The following is a 19,238-nucleotide window of genomic DNA, read 5'->3' on the forward strand; positions in this document are numbered from 1 at the left end:
AATCCATTAGCGTCAAACTAATGGATTTTTTGCTTCTTTGAATTGCTCTGAACTTATTCTTGACATTCAATTTTATTGTAAATTATGTTTCCGTCAAACTTAATTTTGCTTTTATCTTTAAAAACCGCTTTCCCATTCACTTCTACAACCTCTCCATGTCCTTCTACAAAAGTGTTGGGATCATTTTTAAGAAAAGCCAGCTCTCTTACTGATGTTTTCCCTTCCGATTGAAAAGTATAATCGGCAAAAATAGTATCACCTTTTACATTCCCTAAAAGCGTTCCAAAACTTTTATCCTTTTGATAATAAGAATAATCTAATTCACCTTCAAATTGGTTTACACTATTGACCATAAAAGTTAGTGTAATGGTATCTTTTCCAATTATGGCTTGATAACATTGATTAGCTGCTGTTTCTAATGGCGCTTCCACTTCTAATTGCGGTACACTTACATCTTCTTTTTTATTATTCATACAAGAGGAAGATAGCGCCAGTAATAATACGGTAGAAAATAAATATACATTTTTCATAATTCTTTTTGTTTATTGTTAATAGATTGGTAAAGTTACCTAAAAACAAAAAAATCCATTCATACAATGAATGGATTTTGTTATATAATTCCCACTAGGGAAATTTAAAGTAAAGTTGAATTACGCATCTAAGTCCACTTTCGTTCTAGATGCAATTTCTTTATAAGTACCGTTTACTAATTTTTCACGAATCGCTTCAAACGCAGTCAATGTTTCGTCAATATCAGACAAAGTATGTGAAGCAGTTGGAATAACACGCAATAAAATAATTCCTTTTGGAATCACTGGATAAATTACAATCGAAAGAAAAATCCCGTAGTTTTCTCTCAAATCGTTCACCATCACCATCGCTTCTGGAACACTTCCTTCAAGGTAAACTGGGGTAACACAAGTGTTTGTATCTCCAATATTAAATCCTTTAGATTTCAATCCGTTTTGCAATGCATTCACGTTTTCCCAAAGCTTATCTTTCAGTTCTGGGTGATTACGCAACAACTCTAAACGTTTCAATGAACCTATTGTTTGAATCATAGGCAATGCTTTTGCAAACATTTGAGAACGTAAATTATATTTTAAGTAATCAATTACATCTTGATCTGCCGCTACAAAAGCACCAATGTTAGCCATTGATTTTGCAAACGTAGAGAAGTAAACGTCAATTTCGTCTTGAACACCTTGCTCCTCACCCGCTCCAGCACCTGTCTCACCAAGTGTACCAAAACCATGTGCATCATCAACTAACAAACGGAAATTGTACTTTTGCTTCATAGCAACAATTTCTTTCAATTTTCCTTGCTGACCACGCATTCCAAAAACACCTTCCGTAATAAAAAGGATTCCTCCACCTGTTTCCGAAGCAATTTTAGTTGCACGTTGCAAGTTTTTCTCCATACTTTCAATGTCGTTGTGTTTGTATGTAAAACGTTTTCCGCTGTGTAAGCGAACTCCGTCAATAATACATGCATGACCATCAACATCATACACAATTACGTCATTTCTAGTAACCAAAGCGTCAATAATTGACACCATTCCTTGGTAACCAAAATTCAATAAATAAGCAGATTCTTTCATTACAAAAGCTGCCAATTCACTCTCCAATTGCTCGTGATACTTAGTGTGTCCACTCATCATACGAGCTCCCATTGGGGCAGCTGCACCGTATTCTAAAGCTGCATCTGCATCTGCTTTTCTTACCTCAGGGTGATTAGCTAAACCTAAATAGTCATTCAAACTCCAGTTCAAAACTTCTTTTCCTTGAAACTTCATTCTTGGTCCTAAATCACCTTCTAATTTTGGAAATACAAAGTAACCCTCTGCTTGTGAAGCCCATTTTCCTAATGGTCCTTTATTGTTTTGAATTCTTTCGAATAAATCCTTTACCATAATATATTTAAGTAATAATTTTAATTTTAAGAAGTTGCAAAAATAATATTTATATTTTATAAAAGTCTTTAAAGTAAATTTATTTTTATCTAGCTAATCCTGTTATCATTTATATCTTATTTTTTCTTGAATTTATTTCAGGATTCTGTACAATATTTAGGATGAAAAAAGGTGTTGCTCCTGTTTGGTCTAGAAGTCATTTTTATAATAAACTTTGTATCTTTGAAAAATCACAAAATGCAATTACTATTATGTCGCAAAATACTAAAGAACTAAAATTAGCCGTCTTAATTGATGCTGATAACGTACCATACAGCAATGTAAAAGGTATGATGGAAGAAATCACCAAGTACGGAACACCTACAACAAAACGTATTTATGCCGACTGGACACGCCCAAATGCAAATGGCTGGAAAGCTGTTTTATTAGAGCACGCCATTACTCCCATCCAACAATATAGTTATACTACTGGAAAAAACTCGTCCGACTCAGCATTGATAATCGATGCGATGGATTTGTTGTATTCCGGAAAATTAGATGGTTTTTGTATCGTTTCCAGCGATAGTGATTTTACACGTTTGGCCATTCGTTTGCGTGAGTCAGGCATGAAAGTGATTGGAATAGGAGAACAAAAAACCCCTAAACCTTTTATAAGTGCATGTGATCGATTTGTATTTATCGAAGTGCTAGATGGAGCAATTAAGAAAAATGCACCAAAAAGAGTATCAAATACAGAAACTAAAAAAGTTACCGGGAAGAACATAGAAAAAACACCGGACAAAAACATTAGGAAACCACTAAGTAAGGTCGACGAACCAACAATAGATTTAATCGAAGACTCAATAGATGACATTGCTGATGACAGTGGATGGGCTTTTCTTGGTGACGTAGGAAACTTAATTGTAAAGAAAAAACCCGAGTTTGACCCAAGAAATTATGGTTTTGCTAAACTGACACCCATGCTTAAATCATTGACTGATATTTTAGAAATCGACGAAAGAGAATCAGAAAAAAAAGGAATTAAGCATGTTTATGTAAGGTTACGCTTTAGTTAGGCTAATTCTTTTACGATTTTATATAAATCTTCTTTTTTTATTGGCTTTGACAAATAATGGTTCATTCCTATTTCTGCGACGCGTGCTTTTGTACTTTCCATGACATCAGCCGTAACAGCAATAATAGGGATGTTCGCATTTTCAAGACCTACTTCACCATTTCTTATTGCTATTGTAGCTTCATAGCCATCCATAACCGGCATTTGAAGATCCATTAAAACAAGGTCTATTTTAGCAGTTATAAACGCTTCTAATCCTTCCTGACCGTTATTAGCAAATAAAACAGTAGTATTCAACCATTTTTTAGTAATCATTTTAATAACCATTTGATTCATCGCATTGTCTTCGACTACTAATATGGTTTTCCCGCCTAAATCATAAACAACAGGCTCAGAAGCTACTATTTCCCTTCTTTTTAATTCAACAATGTCATAATCAATCTTAATTTCGCAACTTGTACCCTCACCAAGAGTACTTTGCATTTTTATTGTCCCATCCTGCATATCCACAAGTGTTTTTACAATAAACAGACCTAAACCAAGCCCTCCAAATTTTCTTTTATTGTCTATATTATTTTGAGAAAAAGAATCGAATATACTTTCCATTTTATCTTTTGGTATCCCCACTCCTGAGTCAGAAACCTTTATTATTAAACTCACTTTATTATCGTCCTTTATGCGTGTATGGATATTAAAACTCACACAGCCCTCAGAGGTAAACTTAATAGCATTACTTAATACATTATTTATAATTTGCACTAATCTGGTTTCATCGCCCTTAATCAGCTCCGGAATATCATTTGAAATTAAAAATTGAAAATCCAGTCCCTTGTCTTTTGCTCGAATCTCGGCATTGCTTTTTAAACTCTCGATAACTTTCATTGGACTAAAAAGGATGTTTTCGATTTTCAGTTCTTTTTTTTCAATTTTCGAAAAATCTAAAATATCATTTACAGAACTTAATAAACTATGGGACGAATATTTAATGACTTGGCAATTCTTTCTTATTTTTTCATCTTCTACTTCATTAGAAACAGAATCTATTAAATTCATAATAGCATTTAAAGGAGTTCTTAACTCATGACTGATGTTAGACAAAAAATAAGTCTTTAAATCATTCATCTCCTCTGATCGAACTAAAGCAATACGGTTCAGTTCATTTTTTTCGTTTTTTAAACTTCTGATTAGATTAGACATCGAAAGCGAAAGAAAAATAACCTCCATACCAGTACCTAACTTAGAACTATTTTGAGTTATAAAATTGCTAGGAAGTAGCCCAAAATTGTGAAGTATAAAAACTGTAAATCCTAGAATCAAAAACAAAATACCTGTGGTGAAAAAAGAGTCAACTGGTTTCCTTTTAAAGTAGAGGTAAACTATTGAGTACACTATCAAAACAAGAAAAACAAGTGTAAGTATGTTAATCAAAAGGTAGTTTAGCAATAACAATGTAGGAAATAAAACAACAGAGACTAATAGCAGAAAAAGTAGTATATAAGCTAGGTTAAACAAATTGTAAATTGTTTTACTATGTTTTTTTATTTTCAAAAATACCTCACTATATTTTCCAGATAAAAAAACGGCAATAATCGCAATAAAAAGGATTGCGTGGTTTGAAAACCATCCAGCTTGTGGAGTTACAAACTCATAGAAGAATCCATCTAATGCGAATTGCAATAGCCCTACAAAAATAACATACAAACTATAATATAAAAAGGTAATTTTCCCTAAAGCAAAAAAGAAAAAGAAGTAAATAATCGCTACAATTGCCAAAATACCATAAAAGACTCCAAAGATTAATTGCTCAAAAGCAACTTTCTTGATAAAATTATCTGCTGTACGCAAGATTACAGGGATTTTCAGTACTTCGCCATCACTTTTTAAATGTAGAAATAATTTTAAACTTGCTTTTGATGGAATTTCAATTTTAAAAATTGTCCTACGGTTATCATAAGCTCGTTCAGCAAACGGCAAAGCATCTCCACTTACGGCTTTCGAAATTTCACCCGAAACAACATCGACCGTATACAACTCCACGAGATCAGTTATAGGAAGTGCCGTTTCTAAATAATAATGCAAGTCGGAATCAGTAGGGTTATGAAGTGCTAATTGTGCCCAAAAATTATTTTGGGTAAAACCTAAATCATCGTTGGCCGTTTTTAAAGATATTGGGTTCAATGATTCATAATTCGAAATTACATATTGGATATCGAGTTCTTTCTGACCAACATCTGTTATTGAAGTATAAGGGTGTAACGATATCTCCTGTGGCAATGCGTCTGCACGAAATACATACTGAGCGTACGAATTCATAAAAATGAACATGAAAAAGAAAGTCATTAAAGCATTTCTAGTGTTGGTGCGTTTTTTCATTACTAAATTTTATTCTTCCTACTAGTCCTATCTACGTAGAAAATAGGTGTTCAGTTTGTTTTACTTACTCATTTAGATATTTTCGAAATGTACAATGTTTTTTTTTATATCGATTCTATATGCGAAAGAACTTATATTCTTCTTAAATTAGAGGCTATAAAAACGATTTGATATGAGAATGAAATTTTTCATCTATGGATTAGCTCTTTTTATAGTATCGGTAGCGACGCATTTCTATTTAAATACTGGATTTATCTTCCCTGTCTTTATACTATTACTCTTGGTAATAGGCCTTTTCAATAGCATACAACCAAAGCACGCCATTCTAAGGAATTTCCCCATATTGGGCTATTTTAGATATGCGTTTGAAAGTATCGCCCCAGAAATACAGCAATATTTTATCGAAAGAAACACTAATGGAAAACCATTTTCAAGAAACGAACGTGCTCTTGCTTATCAGCGAGCTAAAAATATCGATGCCACCACTCCTTTTGGAACACAACTAGATATTAATCAGTCCAGTTATGAAGGCATAAAACATTCTGTCTTTCCCGCGCAAGTCAACCACGAGCTACCCCGAGTTATGGTGGGCGGTCAAGATTGCAGCCAACCCTATTCGGCTTCTTTATTGAATATTTCCGCGATGAGTTTTGGTTCTTTGAGTGAAAATGCGATTATTGCCCTTAATAATGGAGCCAAAAAAGGTAATTTCTACCATAATACAGGAGAAGGTGGACTAACCGAATTTCACTTAAAAGGTGGAGACGTTACCTGGCAAATTGGAACCGGATATTTTGGTTGTCGTAATGAAGTTGGAAATTTTGATCCTGATAAATTCACCGAAAAAGCAAACAATCCTTTAGTAAAAATGATCGAATTAAAGTTATCACAAGGAGCAAAACCAGGTCACGGCGGTGTATTGCCAGCCAAAAAAAACACAGAGCAAATCGCAAAAATAAGAGGTGTCCTGCCACACACGACCATACTTTCCCCACCCAACCATTCCGCGTTTCATGATGCCGCGGGATTGATAAAGTTTATAACTCATCTACGCCAATTGTCAAATGGAAAACCCGTTGGTTTTAAACTATGCATTGGTCAGACAAGTGAGTTTGAATTAATTTGCCAAGAAATGATTCTGCAGAATTCCTTTCCAGACTTCATAACTGTTGACGGAGCCGAGGGCGGAACAGGAGCCGCACCACTAGAATTCTCCGATGGAGTGGGAATGCCATTTGAACCTGCTCTTATCTTTGTAAATAAAACATTAATCAGGTTAAATATTCGAGACAAAATCAGAATAATAGCCAGCGGTAAAATAATCTCAGGCTATTCTATACTTAGAGCTGTAGCGATGGGAGCCGATATATGCAACAGTGCGAGAGGATTTATGTTTTCTTTAGGTTGCATTCAGGCGCTGCGATGCAATAACAACACCTGCCCGACTGGTGTGGCTACGCAAGATAAAATGCTGATAAAAGGACTAGTGGTAGCAGATAAATCAGAACGCGTATTTTATTTCCATAAAAACACCTTGCATGCTGCAAACGAATTACTTGCCGCTGCAGGAAAATCAAGCTATAAAGAGGTTGATGGCAGTATATTTATGCGCGGTGATGAATTAACCCATTTGTCTGACTTATACTTTCCAGACATATTAGGAAGCGTCAGAGACTCCTAAAGAAAACACGTCCACACAAAAAAGGAGGGCTATTAAAGCCCTCCAATTGTTAGTTCTGATTTACCATTATCAACTCATACATTAAATCTCGCATAGCTGACTATTGCGCTGTTATTCTTATGTGAAGATTAACAAAAACAAGTAATTAATCAAAACCACATATCAAAGATACAAAAAAACACGCCTAAAAACACCCCAATTTGCGGTTTAACTATTGTTTAACTACCTGACAATCAGTATTCAATAAAATACAATTTTCGCCGTACAATTTCCTCTATTACCCTAATTTACAATCCAATTTCAGATAAAAATTAAAAAATCAATCCCATTAGTACATTTGATTACAAAAAAAGAGGCCTTTTTACAGGCCTCTAATTTAAATTTTGGTTTATCATAATCAACTAAATATCTTTCGATACTTCTAAATAAAAAAATACGCTACTCTTTTCAGATGGCCATACTTAATAATAAACCAAAACCATACTCAAATGTACGACTATTAAATATATATTGACCTGTAAATGAATATTTTAGCTTTATATTAACATGATTCATATAAACCAGAGATATATAGCTACAATCTGATTTAGATGAGCGTTTACGACAGTAAGAGAAACAACTATACAGGATAACGCTTTTTAAGGATAATTTAAAAATACATATCTTTGATTTATTCAAAAATAAAAACAAATGAAACTCGTCTTCGCTTCCAATAATCAAAACAAAATAAAAGAAATCCAACAACTACTTCCTCCAGCAATTGAAATAATAAGCCTCGAAGACATTGGTTGTCATGAGGAAATTCCAGAAACCGCCGATACAATTGAAGGGAATGCCATTATAAAAGCCAATTACGTTACCCAAAAATACGGCTACGATTGCTTTGCAGATGACACAGGTCTAGAAGTCGAAGTCTTAAATGGAGCTCCAGGAGTATATTCTGCCAGGTATGCCGGCGAACAACGCAGCGCTGAAGACAATATGGATAAACTATTAGAAGCACTTTCTGACAAAACGAATCGGAATGCACATTTTAAAACAGTAATCACTTTAAACCTTAACGGGAAGCAGCATCTTTTTACTGGAATAGCTCGTGGCGGGATCACTTTGGCTAAAGCCGGAAATAAAGGTTTCGGCTATGATCCCATCTTTCGACTGGAAGGACATGACAAAACTTTTGCTGAACTGTCCTCAACAATAAAAAATCAGGTTAGCCATAGAGGAAAAGCGACGCAATTACTAATCGACTTTTTAAAAAACGAGAAATAAGCGTTCTAAGCCACTGATTTTAATCCAAAAAGAGTCCGCTCTCACTGTTTTTCCCTAAACTATTTCCAAATTCAAAGCGCCAAATCTGAAAATGAAAATCTAACATATTGATAATCACTCACTAATAAATCACCGAAACTTGAAATAGCATTAGTTTATCTCGATTATTAACAGTACTTTTGCACCCTATTTTAAAAACACATATGAATAAATTTGAACAATTAGGATTGAGTGAATCGTTACTGAAGGCGATTTTAGATCTAGGATTTGAAAGTCCGACTGAAGTACAGGAGAAAGCGATTCCCCTATTATTGGAAAAAGATACAGATATGGTTGCGTTGGCTCAGACAGGGACAGGGAAAACGGCAGCTTTTGGTTTTCCAGTTATCCAAAAAATTGATGCTAACAACAGAAACACACAAGCATTAATTTTATCTCCAACACGCGAGCTTTGTTTGCAGATTACCAACGAAATTAAAAACTACTCTAAATACGAAAAAGGTATTAATGTGGTAGCAGTTTACGGTGGAGCTAGCATTACAGACCAAGCGAGAGACATTAAGAGAGGCGCACAAATTATTGTGGCAACTCCAGGAAGAATGCAAGATATGATTAACAGAGGATTGGTAAACATTTCTCAAATTAATTTTTGTATTCTAGATGAGGCTGACGAAATGTTGAACATGGGTTTCTACGAAGATATCGTAAACATCCTTTCGACTACGCCAGACGAAAAAAACACATGGTTATTCTCGGCTACAATGCCTGCAGAAGTAGCTAGAATTGGAAAACAATTCATGAAAGATCCTATTGAAATTACAGTAGGAGCTAAGAATTCAGGTTCTGCAACAGTATCACATGAGTTTTACCTTGTAAACGCACGTGATCGTTACGAAGCTTTGAAACGTTTAGCTGATGCTAATCCAGATATCTTCTCTGTCGTTTTTTGTCGTACCAAAAGAGATACGCAAGCTGTTGCTGAGAAATTAGTAGAAGATGGATATAGCGCTGCTGCATTGCACGGAGATTTATCTCAAGCGCAACGTGATGGTGTAATGAAATCTTTTAGAGGAAGACAAATCCAAATGCTTGTAGCTACTGATGTTGCAGCACGTGGAATTGACGTTGATAACATTACTCACGTAGTAAACTATCAATTACCTGACGAAATAGAAACTTACAATCACCGTTCAGGTCGTACTGGTCGTGCTGGTAAATTAGGTACCTCTATTGTAATTGTAACTAAAAGCGAATTGCGTAAGATTTCTTCTATCGAAAGAATCATCAAACAAAAATTCGAAGAAAAAACAATTCCTTCAGGAATCGAAATCTGCGAAATCCAATTATTGCACTTAGCTACTAAGATTAAGGATGTAGAAGTTGATCACGAAATCGACAACTACCTTCCTGCAATCAATAATGTACTTGAAGACTTAACGAAAGAAGAGTTAATCAAGAAAATGGTTTCAGTTGAATTCAACCGTTTTATCAACTATTACAAGAAAACTAGAGATATCTCTAATCAAGCTTCTGGTTCAGATAGACGTGAGCGCGATGATAGAGATGGAGCTCAAAGAGACAGTAGCGGTGGAGCAACAAGATATTTTGTGAACATTGGTTCTAGAGATAACTTCGACTGGATGTCATTAAAAGACTACTTGAAAGAAACATTAGACTTAGGTCGTGATGACGTTTTCAAAGTAGACGTAAAAGAAGGTTTCTCTTTCTTTAACACAGATCCTGAGCACACAGATAAAGTTATGGAAGTATTGAACAACGTACAATTAGAAGGACGTCGTATCAATGTTGAAATTTCTAAAAATGATGGTGGCGGAAGACGTGATCACAACGGAAGAAGTTCTGGTGGTAGTAGTTTTGGCGGTGGAAGAAGTTCTGCTCCAAGAAGAGAAGGTAGTTTTGCACCAAGAAGAGAAGGTTCTGGTGGTGGTTTTAGAAGCGATAGAAACTCTGCTCCAAGAGAAGGTGGTTTCGGTGGAAGAAGCTCAGCTCCTAGAGAAGGTGGTTTTGGCGGAAGAAGCTCAGCTCCAAGAAGCGAAGGTTCTTCAGACAGAGCTCCTAGACGTTCTGAAAGTTTTGGTGACTCACCTAGACCAAGAAGACCAAGAAGAGACTAACATTTACTGTTAATTTTCTTATAATTATAGTAGAGAACTATAGGATATTTGATACTGTTTAGTACTTTTAAAGTTTTAAACCAGTTTATGAAATATTCTATAGTTCTCTTTTTTTTAGCGCTATCCTTAACTGCATCTGCACAAGAGATAGTTCCCTCCCAAAAAGTATCCGGCTACATCTATAACGACTTCAATAAGTCAGCATTGAACAATGCAAATATCATCAACATTAATAAAGTTAGAGGAGCACGAACGGACGCTAGTGGATATTTTGAAATTGATGTGCAACCAACTGATACCTTGCACATTTCTCTTTTAGGATTTCAATCGCTTAGAGTAAAAGTGACGAATGACTGGATCAAAAATAAAATGGCTAAGATCTTTTTGACTGAGCGAGCTATCGCCCTTGAAGAAGTAGTCATTAGACCTTTTAACTTAACAGGATATCTGGAAGTAGATTCAAAAACAATTCCTACAAGCGAAAATTACCGCTATAGTATTTCTGGATTAACTCATGGATATGAAGCTGGTGAATATTCTCCAAATGCATTTGGAAGAGTACTTGGATCCATATTTAATCCTACAGATATGCTTTATAATTTCTTTGGTAAGAATCCAAAAGAGCTAAAAAAGCTGAAGGAAATGAAGAAGGATGATACGCTTCGAAATCTTTTAGAATCAAAGTTTGACAGAGAAACTATTGCTGTGCTTCTCGGAATCGATAAAAAAGAAATCCCCGAAATATTACAACGCTGCAACTACTCTGAGTCCTTTATAAAAACAGCAAACGACCTCCAAATCATGGACGCAATCAGTGGCTGTTATGAAGAATATAAAATTTTGAAGAAAAGATAAGCCGAACTAAACTATCTATTTCGAAAAATTACAATCCAATAAAAATTATCTCCAATTACATCAGTTCTTGGGGATTTTTTTATGCTTATATTTAGAACACATCAAAATATTGCATACATTTACTTACATTAGAAACGAACATTAAAATACTGAAAATCATGGCAAAAAGTCAAGACGCGAAGAAAACCGCAAAAAAAGAGCCACTTAAAACGGCTAAAGAAAAGAAAGAAGAAAAGAGAGAAAAGAAAAACAGTCCAAAAAGAGACTAAAAATTAGTGTTCAGTCGCAGTCGCAAGTCTCAGTGCTACACTGAAAACTGCGACTGAACACTACATACTATTTCAATGGAATATTAGCCAAAATTTCTAATAAAAATTTCCAGAATTTTTGAGAAGAGGAGATGCTCGCTCTTTCATCAGGAGAATGCGCTCCATGAATAGTAGGTCCAAAAGAAATCATATCCATCTCTGGGTAGTTAGTTCCAAGGATTCCACACTCTAATCCAGCATGGCAAGCTACTACACTCGGTTTTTCACCAGTTTGTTTCTCATAAATAGGCACTAAAACATCTAGAATTTCTGATTCTGCATTTGGAGTCCATCCTGGATAAGATCCTGAAAGTTCCACTTCACATCCCATTAATTCAAAAGCAGATGTTAAAGCAGCTGCTAAATCAAATTTAGCCGTTTCCACAGACGAACGGGTTAAACATTGCACAGAAAGCTTTCCTTCACCTACAACCACTTTAGCTATATTATTTGACGTTTCTACTAAATCAGCAAAGTCAGCGCTCATTCTATACACTCCGTTGTGAGCAGTATACATTGCTCTCACAAAATAATACTGAGCAATAGATGGCATTACTTTTTCTGGAGCTTTATCTAATTTCTCGAAAACAACTTCTAAATTAGGTTCTGTCGTTTTTAATTCTGTTTTTATATCATTAACCACTTGTTGCATATCAAACACAAAAGCTTCATCAAATACCGAAGCAATAATTACTTTGGCAACACTTTCACGTGGAATAGCATTACGAAGACTTCCTCCTTTAATTTCTGATATTTGCAATCCAAAATTATCAAAACCATCAAATAAAAGGCGATTCATGATTTTATTAGCGTTGCCTAATCCCTTGTGAATATCCATTCCTGAATGCCCCCCTTTTAACCCTTTTACGGTAATTGAATACCCTACAGAACCTTCAGGAGTTTCCTCTTCATCATACTCAGCTGTAGCCGTAACGTCAATTCCACCAGCACAACCAATGTCAATTTCATCATCCTCTTCTGTATCTAAATTCAAAAGAATTTGTCCTTGCAGGATTCCGCCTTTAAGATTCAAAGCTCCAGTCATTCCAGTCTCTTCATCGATGGTAAACAAAGCTTCAATCGCAGGATGCGGAATATCAGTACTTTCTAAAATCGCCATAATTGCGGCAACTCCTAATCCATTATCTGCACCAAGCGTAGTTCCTCTAGCACGCACCCAGTCTTCATCAACATACATATCGATTCCCTGTGTATCGAAATCAAAAACAGTATCTGAATTTTTTTGGTGCACCATATCCAAGTGACCTTGCATCACGATTGCTTTACGATTTTCCATTCCTGGCGTAGCTGGCTTGCGGATAATCACATTTCGAATATCATCTTCAAAAGTCTCTAATCCAAGGCTTTCACCAAAGTTTTTCATGAACTCAATCACGCGTTCTTCTTTTTTTGAAGGGCGAGGAACGGCATTCAAATCGGCAAACTTATTCCAAAGTACTTTTGGTTCTAAATTTCTTATCTCTTGACTCATTTATTGTTGTTTGAAGTTTAACATTTTTAAAGCTCAAAGTTACAAAGTTTAAATTCGTTTTTAGCTTTAGAAATTAATTTCTCCTTGAAAACTAGCACAATATTTTGGACGTGGCCGAACATCTAGTACTCTAATCTCTGGAACAAGACTTCGAAAATCATTTAAACTAAGTAACTAGAAGTTTGTTTTGTCTTTGAAGAAAATAATACTATTAGTGACGCTAAAGGAATTAATTATTTTCAAGGAGACAAATGTGCTCGAATTTAGTGGAGAAAATCACATCCAAAATCACAATAAAAATCTATAGAAAAAAAAATAATTCAGAATTAATAAGTAGGAGTAATTTTTACTTTCGATTGCTATTAAGACTACTATAACTAAAAATACCAAATGATTTTTATAATGTAATTACTACTTACTGGCCATAAATTGCTTTGTATCTTATTTTATTATTTGCGATTCTCGGACTGCAATAAACTTTCAATTCAATCGTAATCAAACAGTTAACAATGTAGTAAAAGCCATACAGAATCTGTAATTATTAAAATTGAATTTGAAACAAAAACTCTATTTTTGTAAACACCCAAACAAAAATAAAAACTCATGCGGGAAAAAAATCTGGAATCAAAGTTTCTAAAAAGTAAGCCACATTTTGAAATACTAGATGGCTTACGAGGCTTAGCAGCCATAGTAGTAGTCATTTTTCATTTTATGGAAATAGTTATTACTGATTTTAGCAAAAATTTTATTTCTCATGGTTTTTTAGCAGTAGATTTCTTTTTCTGTTTATCTGGTTTCGTTATTACCTATGCTTACGATACCCGTATAGCTAGTATGGGGCTAAAAACTTTTATTAAGCTAAGATTAATTCGTTTGCAGCCTTTAGTTATCGTAGGCTCAATTTTAGGTTTGCTCACTTTTCTATTTGATCCTTATAGTAATTTATATGCCATTTATGGTTTTAAAGAAACGGCATTGATTTCTATCACATCGCTTTTATTAATCCCTTATCCTGTAGTATCAGAACGCTATTTTAATTTATTTAATTTAAACGCACCAAGTTGGTCGTTGTTTTGGGAATACGTTGCTAATTTAGTATATGCAACCGTATTGTTTAAAGCATCTAGAAAAATACTTACCCTACTCGTATTAATAGCTGCAACAGGTATTTTTTATGTTGGTTGGAGTTCTGGTAATTTAGTTGGTGGTTGGAGTGGATCCACTTTTTTTGATGGCTTAGCTCGTATTTCTTTTTCTTTTCTAATGGGAATGCTACTTTTTCGCTCTAATTGGATAATTAAAAATAAATTAAGTTTGCTAGGTATGAGTGCTTTGTTATTGATGGCCTTTTTAACACCTTATAACGAAAATTGGAACTGGCTGATAGAACCTATAATAGTAGTTTTCTATTTTCCACTAATTGTTTCTCTAGGTGCGGGCGCAAGCTTAGCAAGTAAACATTACAAAATCAACAAAATTTCTGGTGATATTTCTTATCCGCTTTACATGACACACTACCCGTTTATGTGGATTTTTGCGAATTATGTAATAGTAGAAAAACCAAGTACTTCTGATTTGATGTGGGTGATTCCTATTTCAGTAATTTTACTTATAAGTTTTTCCTACTTGATATTTAAATTTTTAGATTTCCCGCTTCGAAGTTATTTAACCGATAAGTTAAAAGGTCGCTCAAGGATATAATATATAATTTAAGATAAGGCGAGAGCCCATTTGCAATAGGCTATCACAACAATTATCAGATTTAGATAATGAGGCTTCTCTTTCGTCGAAATGACCCTTTGGAGTTTGTTTGTGTGATTTAATATTTCCCTGAATTTCCCCTATTTAATTCTCTGCGAAACAAAAACTTATATGACTTATATGATAAAAAGACATAGAACCTCACCGTGTATTACTTCTTTGCATAAAAAACGTACATGGCTTTTATGTTTACACCTAGCATCACTCTACAAAACAAAAAGTTACTATATTTACTATTCACACAAAAACAGCAACGCAAATAAATTTCCCCTTCGTGAAACAAAAATTCATTCTTCCTTTTTTTCTTATCCTCCAAGTAATCCTTCTACAGATTATTTCGTTTTTCCCAGAAAGTGTGGAGCGACATTACAGTAACGGATTCTATTTAACTCTTTCTCAGTTCTCTAGAGCATTATTGGGCAGCATTCCTTTTTCATTAGGCGATTGCCTCTATTTTGTCTTAATTTTCCTTGTTTTAAAATGGTTCTGGACAAAAAGAAAATCTTGGAAACAAAATTGGAAAGACAATAGCTTGCAGCTGTTCAGTTTTCTTTCCGTTTTTTATTTTTTATTCCATATGTTATGGGCGCTCAATTATTACCGCCAACCGCTTTTCGAAAAAATGGAAATTGAAAGAGAGTACACAGATAGTGATTTAGCTGTTTTTACAAAAAAATTGATAAAAAAAACAAACGAAATTCAAGTCCAAATCACAAAATCAGATAGTTTAAAAGTTGTCTTCCCATATTCGCAAGAACACGTTTTTACCATGACTTTAAATGGGTATAAGAATTTATCGAAGCAGCATCAAAATTTCCCATTTATAAATTTAAGCACTAAAAAATCACTATTCAGCCTACCGTTGACCTACATGGGTTTTGGTGGTTATTTGAACCCTTTTACTAATGAAGCCCAAGTAAATTATCTAGGGCCAATGTATAGTTTCCCCATGACGACCAATCATGAAATGGCACACCAAATAGGATATGCAAGCGAAAGCGAATGTAATTTTATTGGGTTTCTCGCATCGGTGAAAAATGATAATTTGTATATAAAATATTCCGGTTATAGTTATGCTTTGCGGTATTGTTTGGGGATTTTAGAATATAGTAGTCAGGAATCGTTTGACCAATTGATAAAAACCGTTCATCCTGGAATATTAAAAAACTATAAAGAGAGCACTGATTTTAGAAAAGAATACAGATCTCCTATTGAAACCGGTTTTCATCTATTTTACGATCAATTTCTAAAACTGAATCAACAAAAAGATGGTATCGAGAGCTACAGCAAGTTCGTGAATTTGATGGTGAATTATTACGGTCAAAAAAATAATGAGTTATAAAAAATGAGCAAGATTAAATAAATATCTAACTTGTTTTTTTACAACTCATTACTGTGTAATCATACTACAATAAATGTAGTAATCTGGTTTTATATTGGCCTATAATCTTTAAACTTCTTATATTTTTTCAAGTAGTAATCCAGTAGCCGTAAGACCAGGTCCAAAGGCAATTGCTACAATTTTTGTTCCTGCAGGTATATTCGGATCGTTAATTATTTCATTAAAAATATGAGGAACAGTCGATGAAGACATGTTTCCATGACGATACAATATATCATAGGACCAACTGGCTTGCTCTTTAGTGATTCCAATTGCATCTACCACATAATCAATAATTTTTGGACCACCGGGATGAATGGCAAAATGCATCGTAGATTTTTCTCCTTCAAAATCAATACCTACTTTGTCGCATAGCGTCGTTATAAAAGACTTGATATTTTTACGAATAAAAACAGGAACTCTTTTTGAAAGGGTCATTAAAAAGTTATATTCTCCTAATTCCCACGACATATCTTCCAATGAATCTGGAATAATGACTTCATGGGCAGCTAAAATGCGCATTCCTTTTTTCTCTAATATAGTCTCATCATTCATGAAAGAGCCTTCTTCATACAAAGAATACCCAATAAAACCATCAGCAAAAAGGGAGCAAATCATCGTATTTGCTACAGAAAATTCGGTTAAATTTAAATGAGCTGACAGCAACTCGGTATGAACCACATCAGCTCTTCCATTAGTTGTACTACCACTTATCAAGCTACTAGCTGTACGAATGGCAGGAAAAGCCCCATAGCACCCCATCTGGTAGGAATGTGTGACTTGAGTGGTATCCCACGCCCTGCTTATTACCGCATGCTGGGCAACGCTGGGCGACGAATAACCAGAACAAGTTACATGAACTAAGTTTTCAGGAGCTTTATCTACATTTGAATAAAATTCATCAAAAACATATCCCATCTTATTCTTGAACCATTCCATTCGAACTCCAATTTTGGGTCCAAAGGTATCGCCTGTTTTTGTTTCCAAATTTGAGGGGAAATCATAATCTAAAGGTGCCGTATAGTCCATTTCATTTTCAAGAAAATCTTCCACCTCCTCAAAAATTAGAATCTGCCTTTTATTAATGTTTTCAGGCGGAATAGAATATTTATCCACTTGCTTTGAGATCACATCAAAACTATTAGGTTCAATTTGCATTTCATTATTTCCAGTCTCACTAAGTACCGCCAGATTTTGAAAGTGATGATAAAGAAACTTGGTGTATTGATTAAGCTTTTGTTGTTCTACTAATTTACCCACAAGAATGGGCTTGAAATTCGAGATAATTATACTTTTCATTTATTGTATGACTTGGTTTAAAAGTCAAACTTAAATTAAAATTATATTAAAAAAAAACGACCGTAAATACATACCAAATCAAAAACCAAATAACTCACTGATAACAAGTGTTTTAAAATCAACAGCATAAAGTTAAAGTATTGTTAATCAGAACATTGTAAGAATGAAACTACGACGTCTTAAGCACTGATTATCAACAATGTAAGAATGTAGTTACATCGATAATACAAGCCTATTTCATGAGAATCTTGTTATAATTTTTAATAACTATTAAAGTATAAAAGTATACCTACAGCAGTACATCATCCCTTAAAAATTAGCCCTGACCAATAAAAAAATCATACCTCATCACTAGTAAATGCCGTAAAGCTTTTCTTTTTATACGGTCTGATTATGAGTCTTCCTTCTCTATCAAAGCGAATGTAATTATAAACCCAGTTTAAAAACACTACGGCTTTATTCTTGAATCCGATTAGTGAAAATAAATGCACAAACATCCATACAAACCAGGCAAAAACACCACTAAAATGATATCTAGGTAAATCCACTACGGCTTTATTACGGCCAATAGTCGCCATCGAACCTTTGTCATTGTATTCGAAAGGCTTCATGGTTTTATTTTGGATTAATTTCATAATATTTTCACCCAACAGCGCACCTTGCTGTAAAGCAGGTTGTGCCATCATAGGATGTCCCTCTGGATACTCTTCTGTTTCCATTGAAGCAATATCTCCTACCGCAAAAATGTCCTCATAGCCCTTTACTTGGCTGAATCGATTGACGCAGATGCGTTCTACTTTTTCTACCAAAGAATCAGCATCTAAACCCGCTACAACAGCTCCTTGAACACCTGCCGTCCAGATTACAGTAGCTGTTTCAAATATCAAATCAGAATTTGTGGTAATGGTCCGACCGTCGTAATTTGTTACACGAACATTTTTCCAAATCGTAACGCCCAAATCCACTAGAAATTTTTCGGCAGCCAGAGATGATTTTTCACTCATGGTGTTGAGAATTCTATCGCCACTTTGAATGAGATTAATTTCCATTTTAGCAATGTCTAAGTCGGGATAATCCTTTTGAAGAATTGCTTTTTTCATCTCCGCAAGAGCTCCTGCTAGCTCTACTCCTGTGGGACCGCCACCTACAATTACAAAATTGATTAAGCTATTTTTTTCGGCAACATCAGTCGTTAACACCGCTTGCTCAAAGTTTTCTAGAATAAGACTTCGTATGTTAAGCGATTGCGGAATGGTTTTCATGGCCATACTGTTGCGCTTAATATCTTTATTTCCAAAATAATTGGTTTTAGAACCAGTTGCAATAACTAGATAATCATAGCTCAACTCCCCTATTTCAGCTATTATTTTTTTGTTCTTAGTATCTATTTCCTGAACAGAAGTGAGACGGAAATAAAAATTGTCATATTCCTGAATTACTTTACGAATGGGATAAGCAATTGAGCCTGCCTCCAAACCTCCTGTAGCCACTTGATACAACAATGGTTGAAAAGTATGGTAGTTGTGCTTGTCTAAAAGTACGACTTGAACTTTTTGATTCTTTAATTCTTTGGCCATTGCAATTCCTGCAAAACCACCTCCAATAATTACGATTCTGGGCAAAGCTGAATTAGGGATATTCATAAATGTGTGTACTTTAGTATAAAAACAAAGTTAAGGAACATTTCATAAATTGATTGTTACAACAATTATTATGG

13 protein-coding genes are annotated in these 19,238 nt (G+C 34.6%); 7 read left to right on the forward strand and 6 right to left on the reverse strand.

The genetic code is table 11. The features are described 5' to 3' along the window. Positions 1-53: 53 nt before the first annotated feature. Complete coding sequence (locus E0F98_RS08910) at positions 54-530, reverse strand: hypothetical protein (RefSeq protein WP_132110604.1); 477 nt, start codon at positions 528-530, stop codon at positions 54-56. Between the two features lie 120 nt (positions 531-650). Beyond that, a complete protein-coding gene (locus E0F98_RS08915) occupies positions 651-1,913 on the reverse strand; it encodes an aminotransferase class I/II-fold pyridoxal phosphate-dependent enzyme (protein WP_132110606.1) in 1,263 nt (420 codons plus the stop codon). Between the two features lie 251 nt (positions 1,914-2,164). Here E0F98_RS08915 and E0F98_RS08920 point away from each other — a divergent pair, with 251 nt between their 5' ends. After that, positions 2,165-2,968, forward strand: coding sequence for an NYN domain-containing protein (locus E0F98_RS08920; protein WP_207917096.1), 804 nt, complete (start codon positions 2,165-2,167; stop codon positions 2,966-2,968). On the opposite strand, the gene E0F98_RS08925 is transcribed toward E0F98_RS08920, so the two are convergent. Further along, on the reverse strand, positions 2,965-5,340 hold the full coding sequence (locus E0F98_RS08925; RefSeq protein ID WP_132110608.1) for a hybrid sensor histidine kinase/response regulator: 2,376 nt from the start codon (positions 5,338-5,340) through the stop codon (positions 2,965-2,967). The genes E0F98_RS08920 and E0F98_RS08925 overlap by 4 nt on opposite strands. Positions 5,341-5,512: 172 nt before the next feature. Here E0F98_RS08925 and E0F98_RS08930 point away from each other — a divergent pair, with 172 nt between their 5' ends. The 4 genes from E0F98_RS08930 (at position 5,513) to E0F98_RS08945 (ending at position 11,280) form a co-directional block, all read left to right on the forward strand. Further along, positions 5,513-7,021, forward strand: a complete 1,509-nt coding sequence (locus E0F98_RS08930; RefSeq protein WP_132110610.1) for an FMN-binding glutamate synthase family protein — start codon at positions 5,513-5,515, stop codon at positions 7,019-7,021. A 690-nt stretch (positions 7,022-7,711) separates the two neighbouring features. After that, a complete protein-coding gene (locus tag E0F98_RS08935; protein WP_132110612.1) occupies positions 7,712-8,290 on the forward strand; it encodes a non-canonical purine NTP diphosphatase in 579 nt (192 codons plus the stop codon). A 203-nt stretch (positions 8,291-8,493) separates the two neighbouring features. Further along, positions 8,494-10,425: a DEAD/DEAH box helicase gene (locus E0F98_RS08940; RefSeq protein WP_132110614.1), complete on the forward strand. Its 1,932-nt coding sequence runs from the start codon at positions 8,494-8,496 to the stop codon at positions 10,423-10,425. 87 nt (positions 10,426-10,512) lie between these two features. Then, a complete protein-coding gene (locus E0F98_RS08945; RefSeq protein WP_132110616.1) occupies positions 10,513-11,280 on the forward strand; it encodes a carboxypeptidase-like regulatory domain-containing protein in 768 nt (255 codons plus the stop codon). 336 nt (positions 11,281-11,616) lie between these two features. Here E0F98_RS08945 and E0F98_RS08955 read toward each other — a convergent pair whose 3' ends face one another. Next, the gene (locus E0F98_RS08955) at positions 11,617-13,080 is read right to left on the reverse strand and encodes an aminoacyl-histidine dipeptidase (protein ID WP_132110618.1); all 1,464 of its coding nucleotides are present in this window, start codon (positions 13,078-13,080) and stop codon (positions 11,617-11,619) included. A gap of 603 nt (positions 13,081-13,683) precedes the next feature. Between E0F98_RS08955 and E0F98_RS08960 the strand changes: the two genes are divergently transcribed. Beyond that, positions 13,684-14,781, forward strand: coding sequence for an acyltransferase family protein (locus tag E0F98_RS08960; protein WP_132110620.1), 1,098 nt, complete (start codon positions 13,684-13,686; stop codon positions 14,779-14,781). A gap of 334 nt (positions 14,782-15,115) precedes the next feature. Further along, positions 15,116-16,183 (forward strand): DUF3810 domain-containing protein, encoded by a 1,068-nt coding sequence (locus E0F98_RS08965; RefSeq protein ID WP_132110622.1) that lies wholly within the window; start codon positions 15,116-15,118, stop codon positions 16,181-16,183. Between the two features lie 117 nt (positions 16,184-16,300). On the opposite strand, the gene E0F98_RS08970 is transcribed toward E0F98_RS08965, so the two are convergent. Then, positions 16,301-17,521, reverse strand: a complete 1,221-nt coding sequence (locus tag E0F98_RS08970) for a 3-oxoacyl-[acyl-carrier-protein] synthase III C-terminal domain-containing protein (RefSeq protein ID WP_132110624.1) — start codon at positions 17,519-17,521, stop codon at positions 16,301-16,303. Between the two features lie 338 nt (positions 17,522-17,859). After that, positions 17,860-19,164 (reverse strand): NAD(P)/FAD-dependent oxidoreductase, encoded by a 1,305-nt coding sequence (locus E0F98_RS08975; protein WP_132110626.1) that lies wholly within the window; start codon positions 19,162-19,164, stop codon positions 17,860-17,862. Positions 19,165-19,238 lie beyond the last annotated feature (74 nt).

It is taken from the genome of Flavobacterium hiemivividum, from assembly GCF_004349145.1.
Classification (GTDB): Bacteria; Bacteroidota; Bacteroidia; order Flavobacteriales; family Flavobacteriaceae; genus Flavobacterium; species Flavobacterium hiemivividum.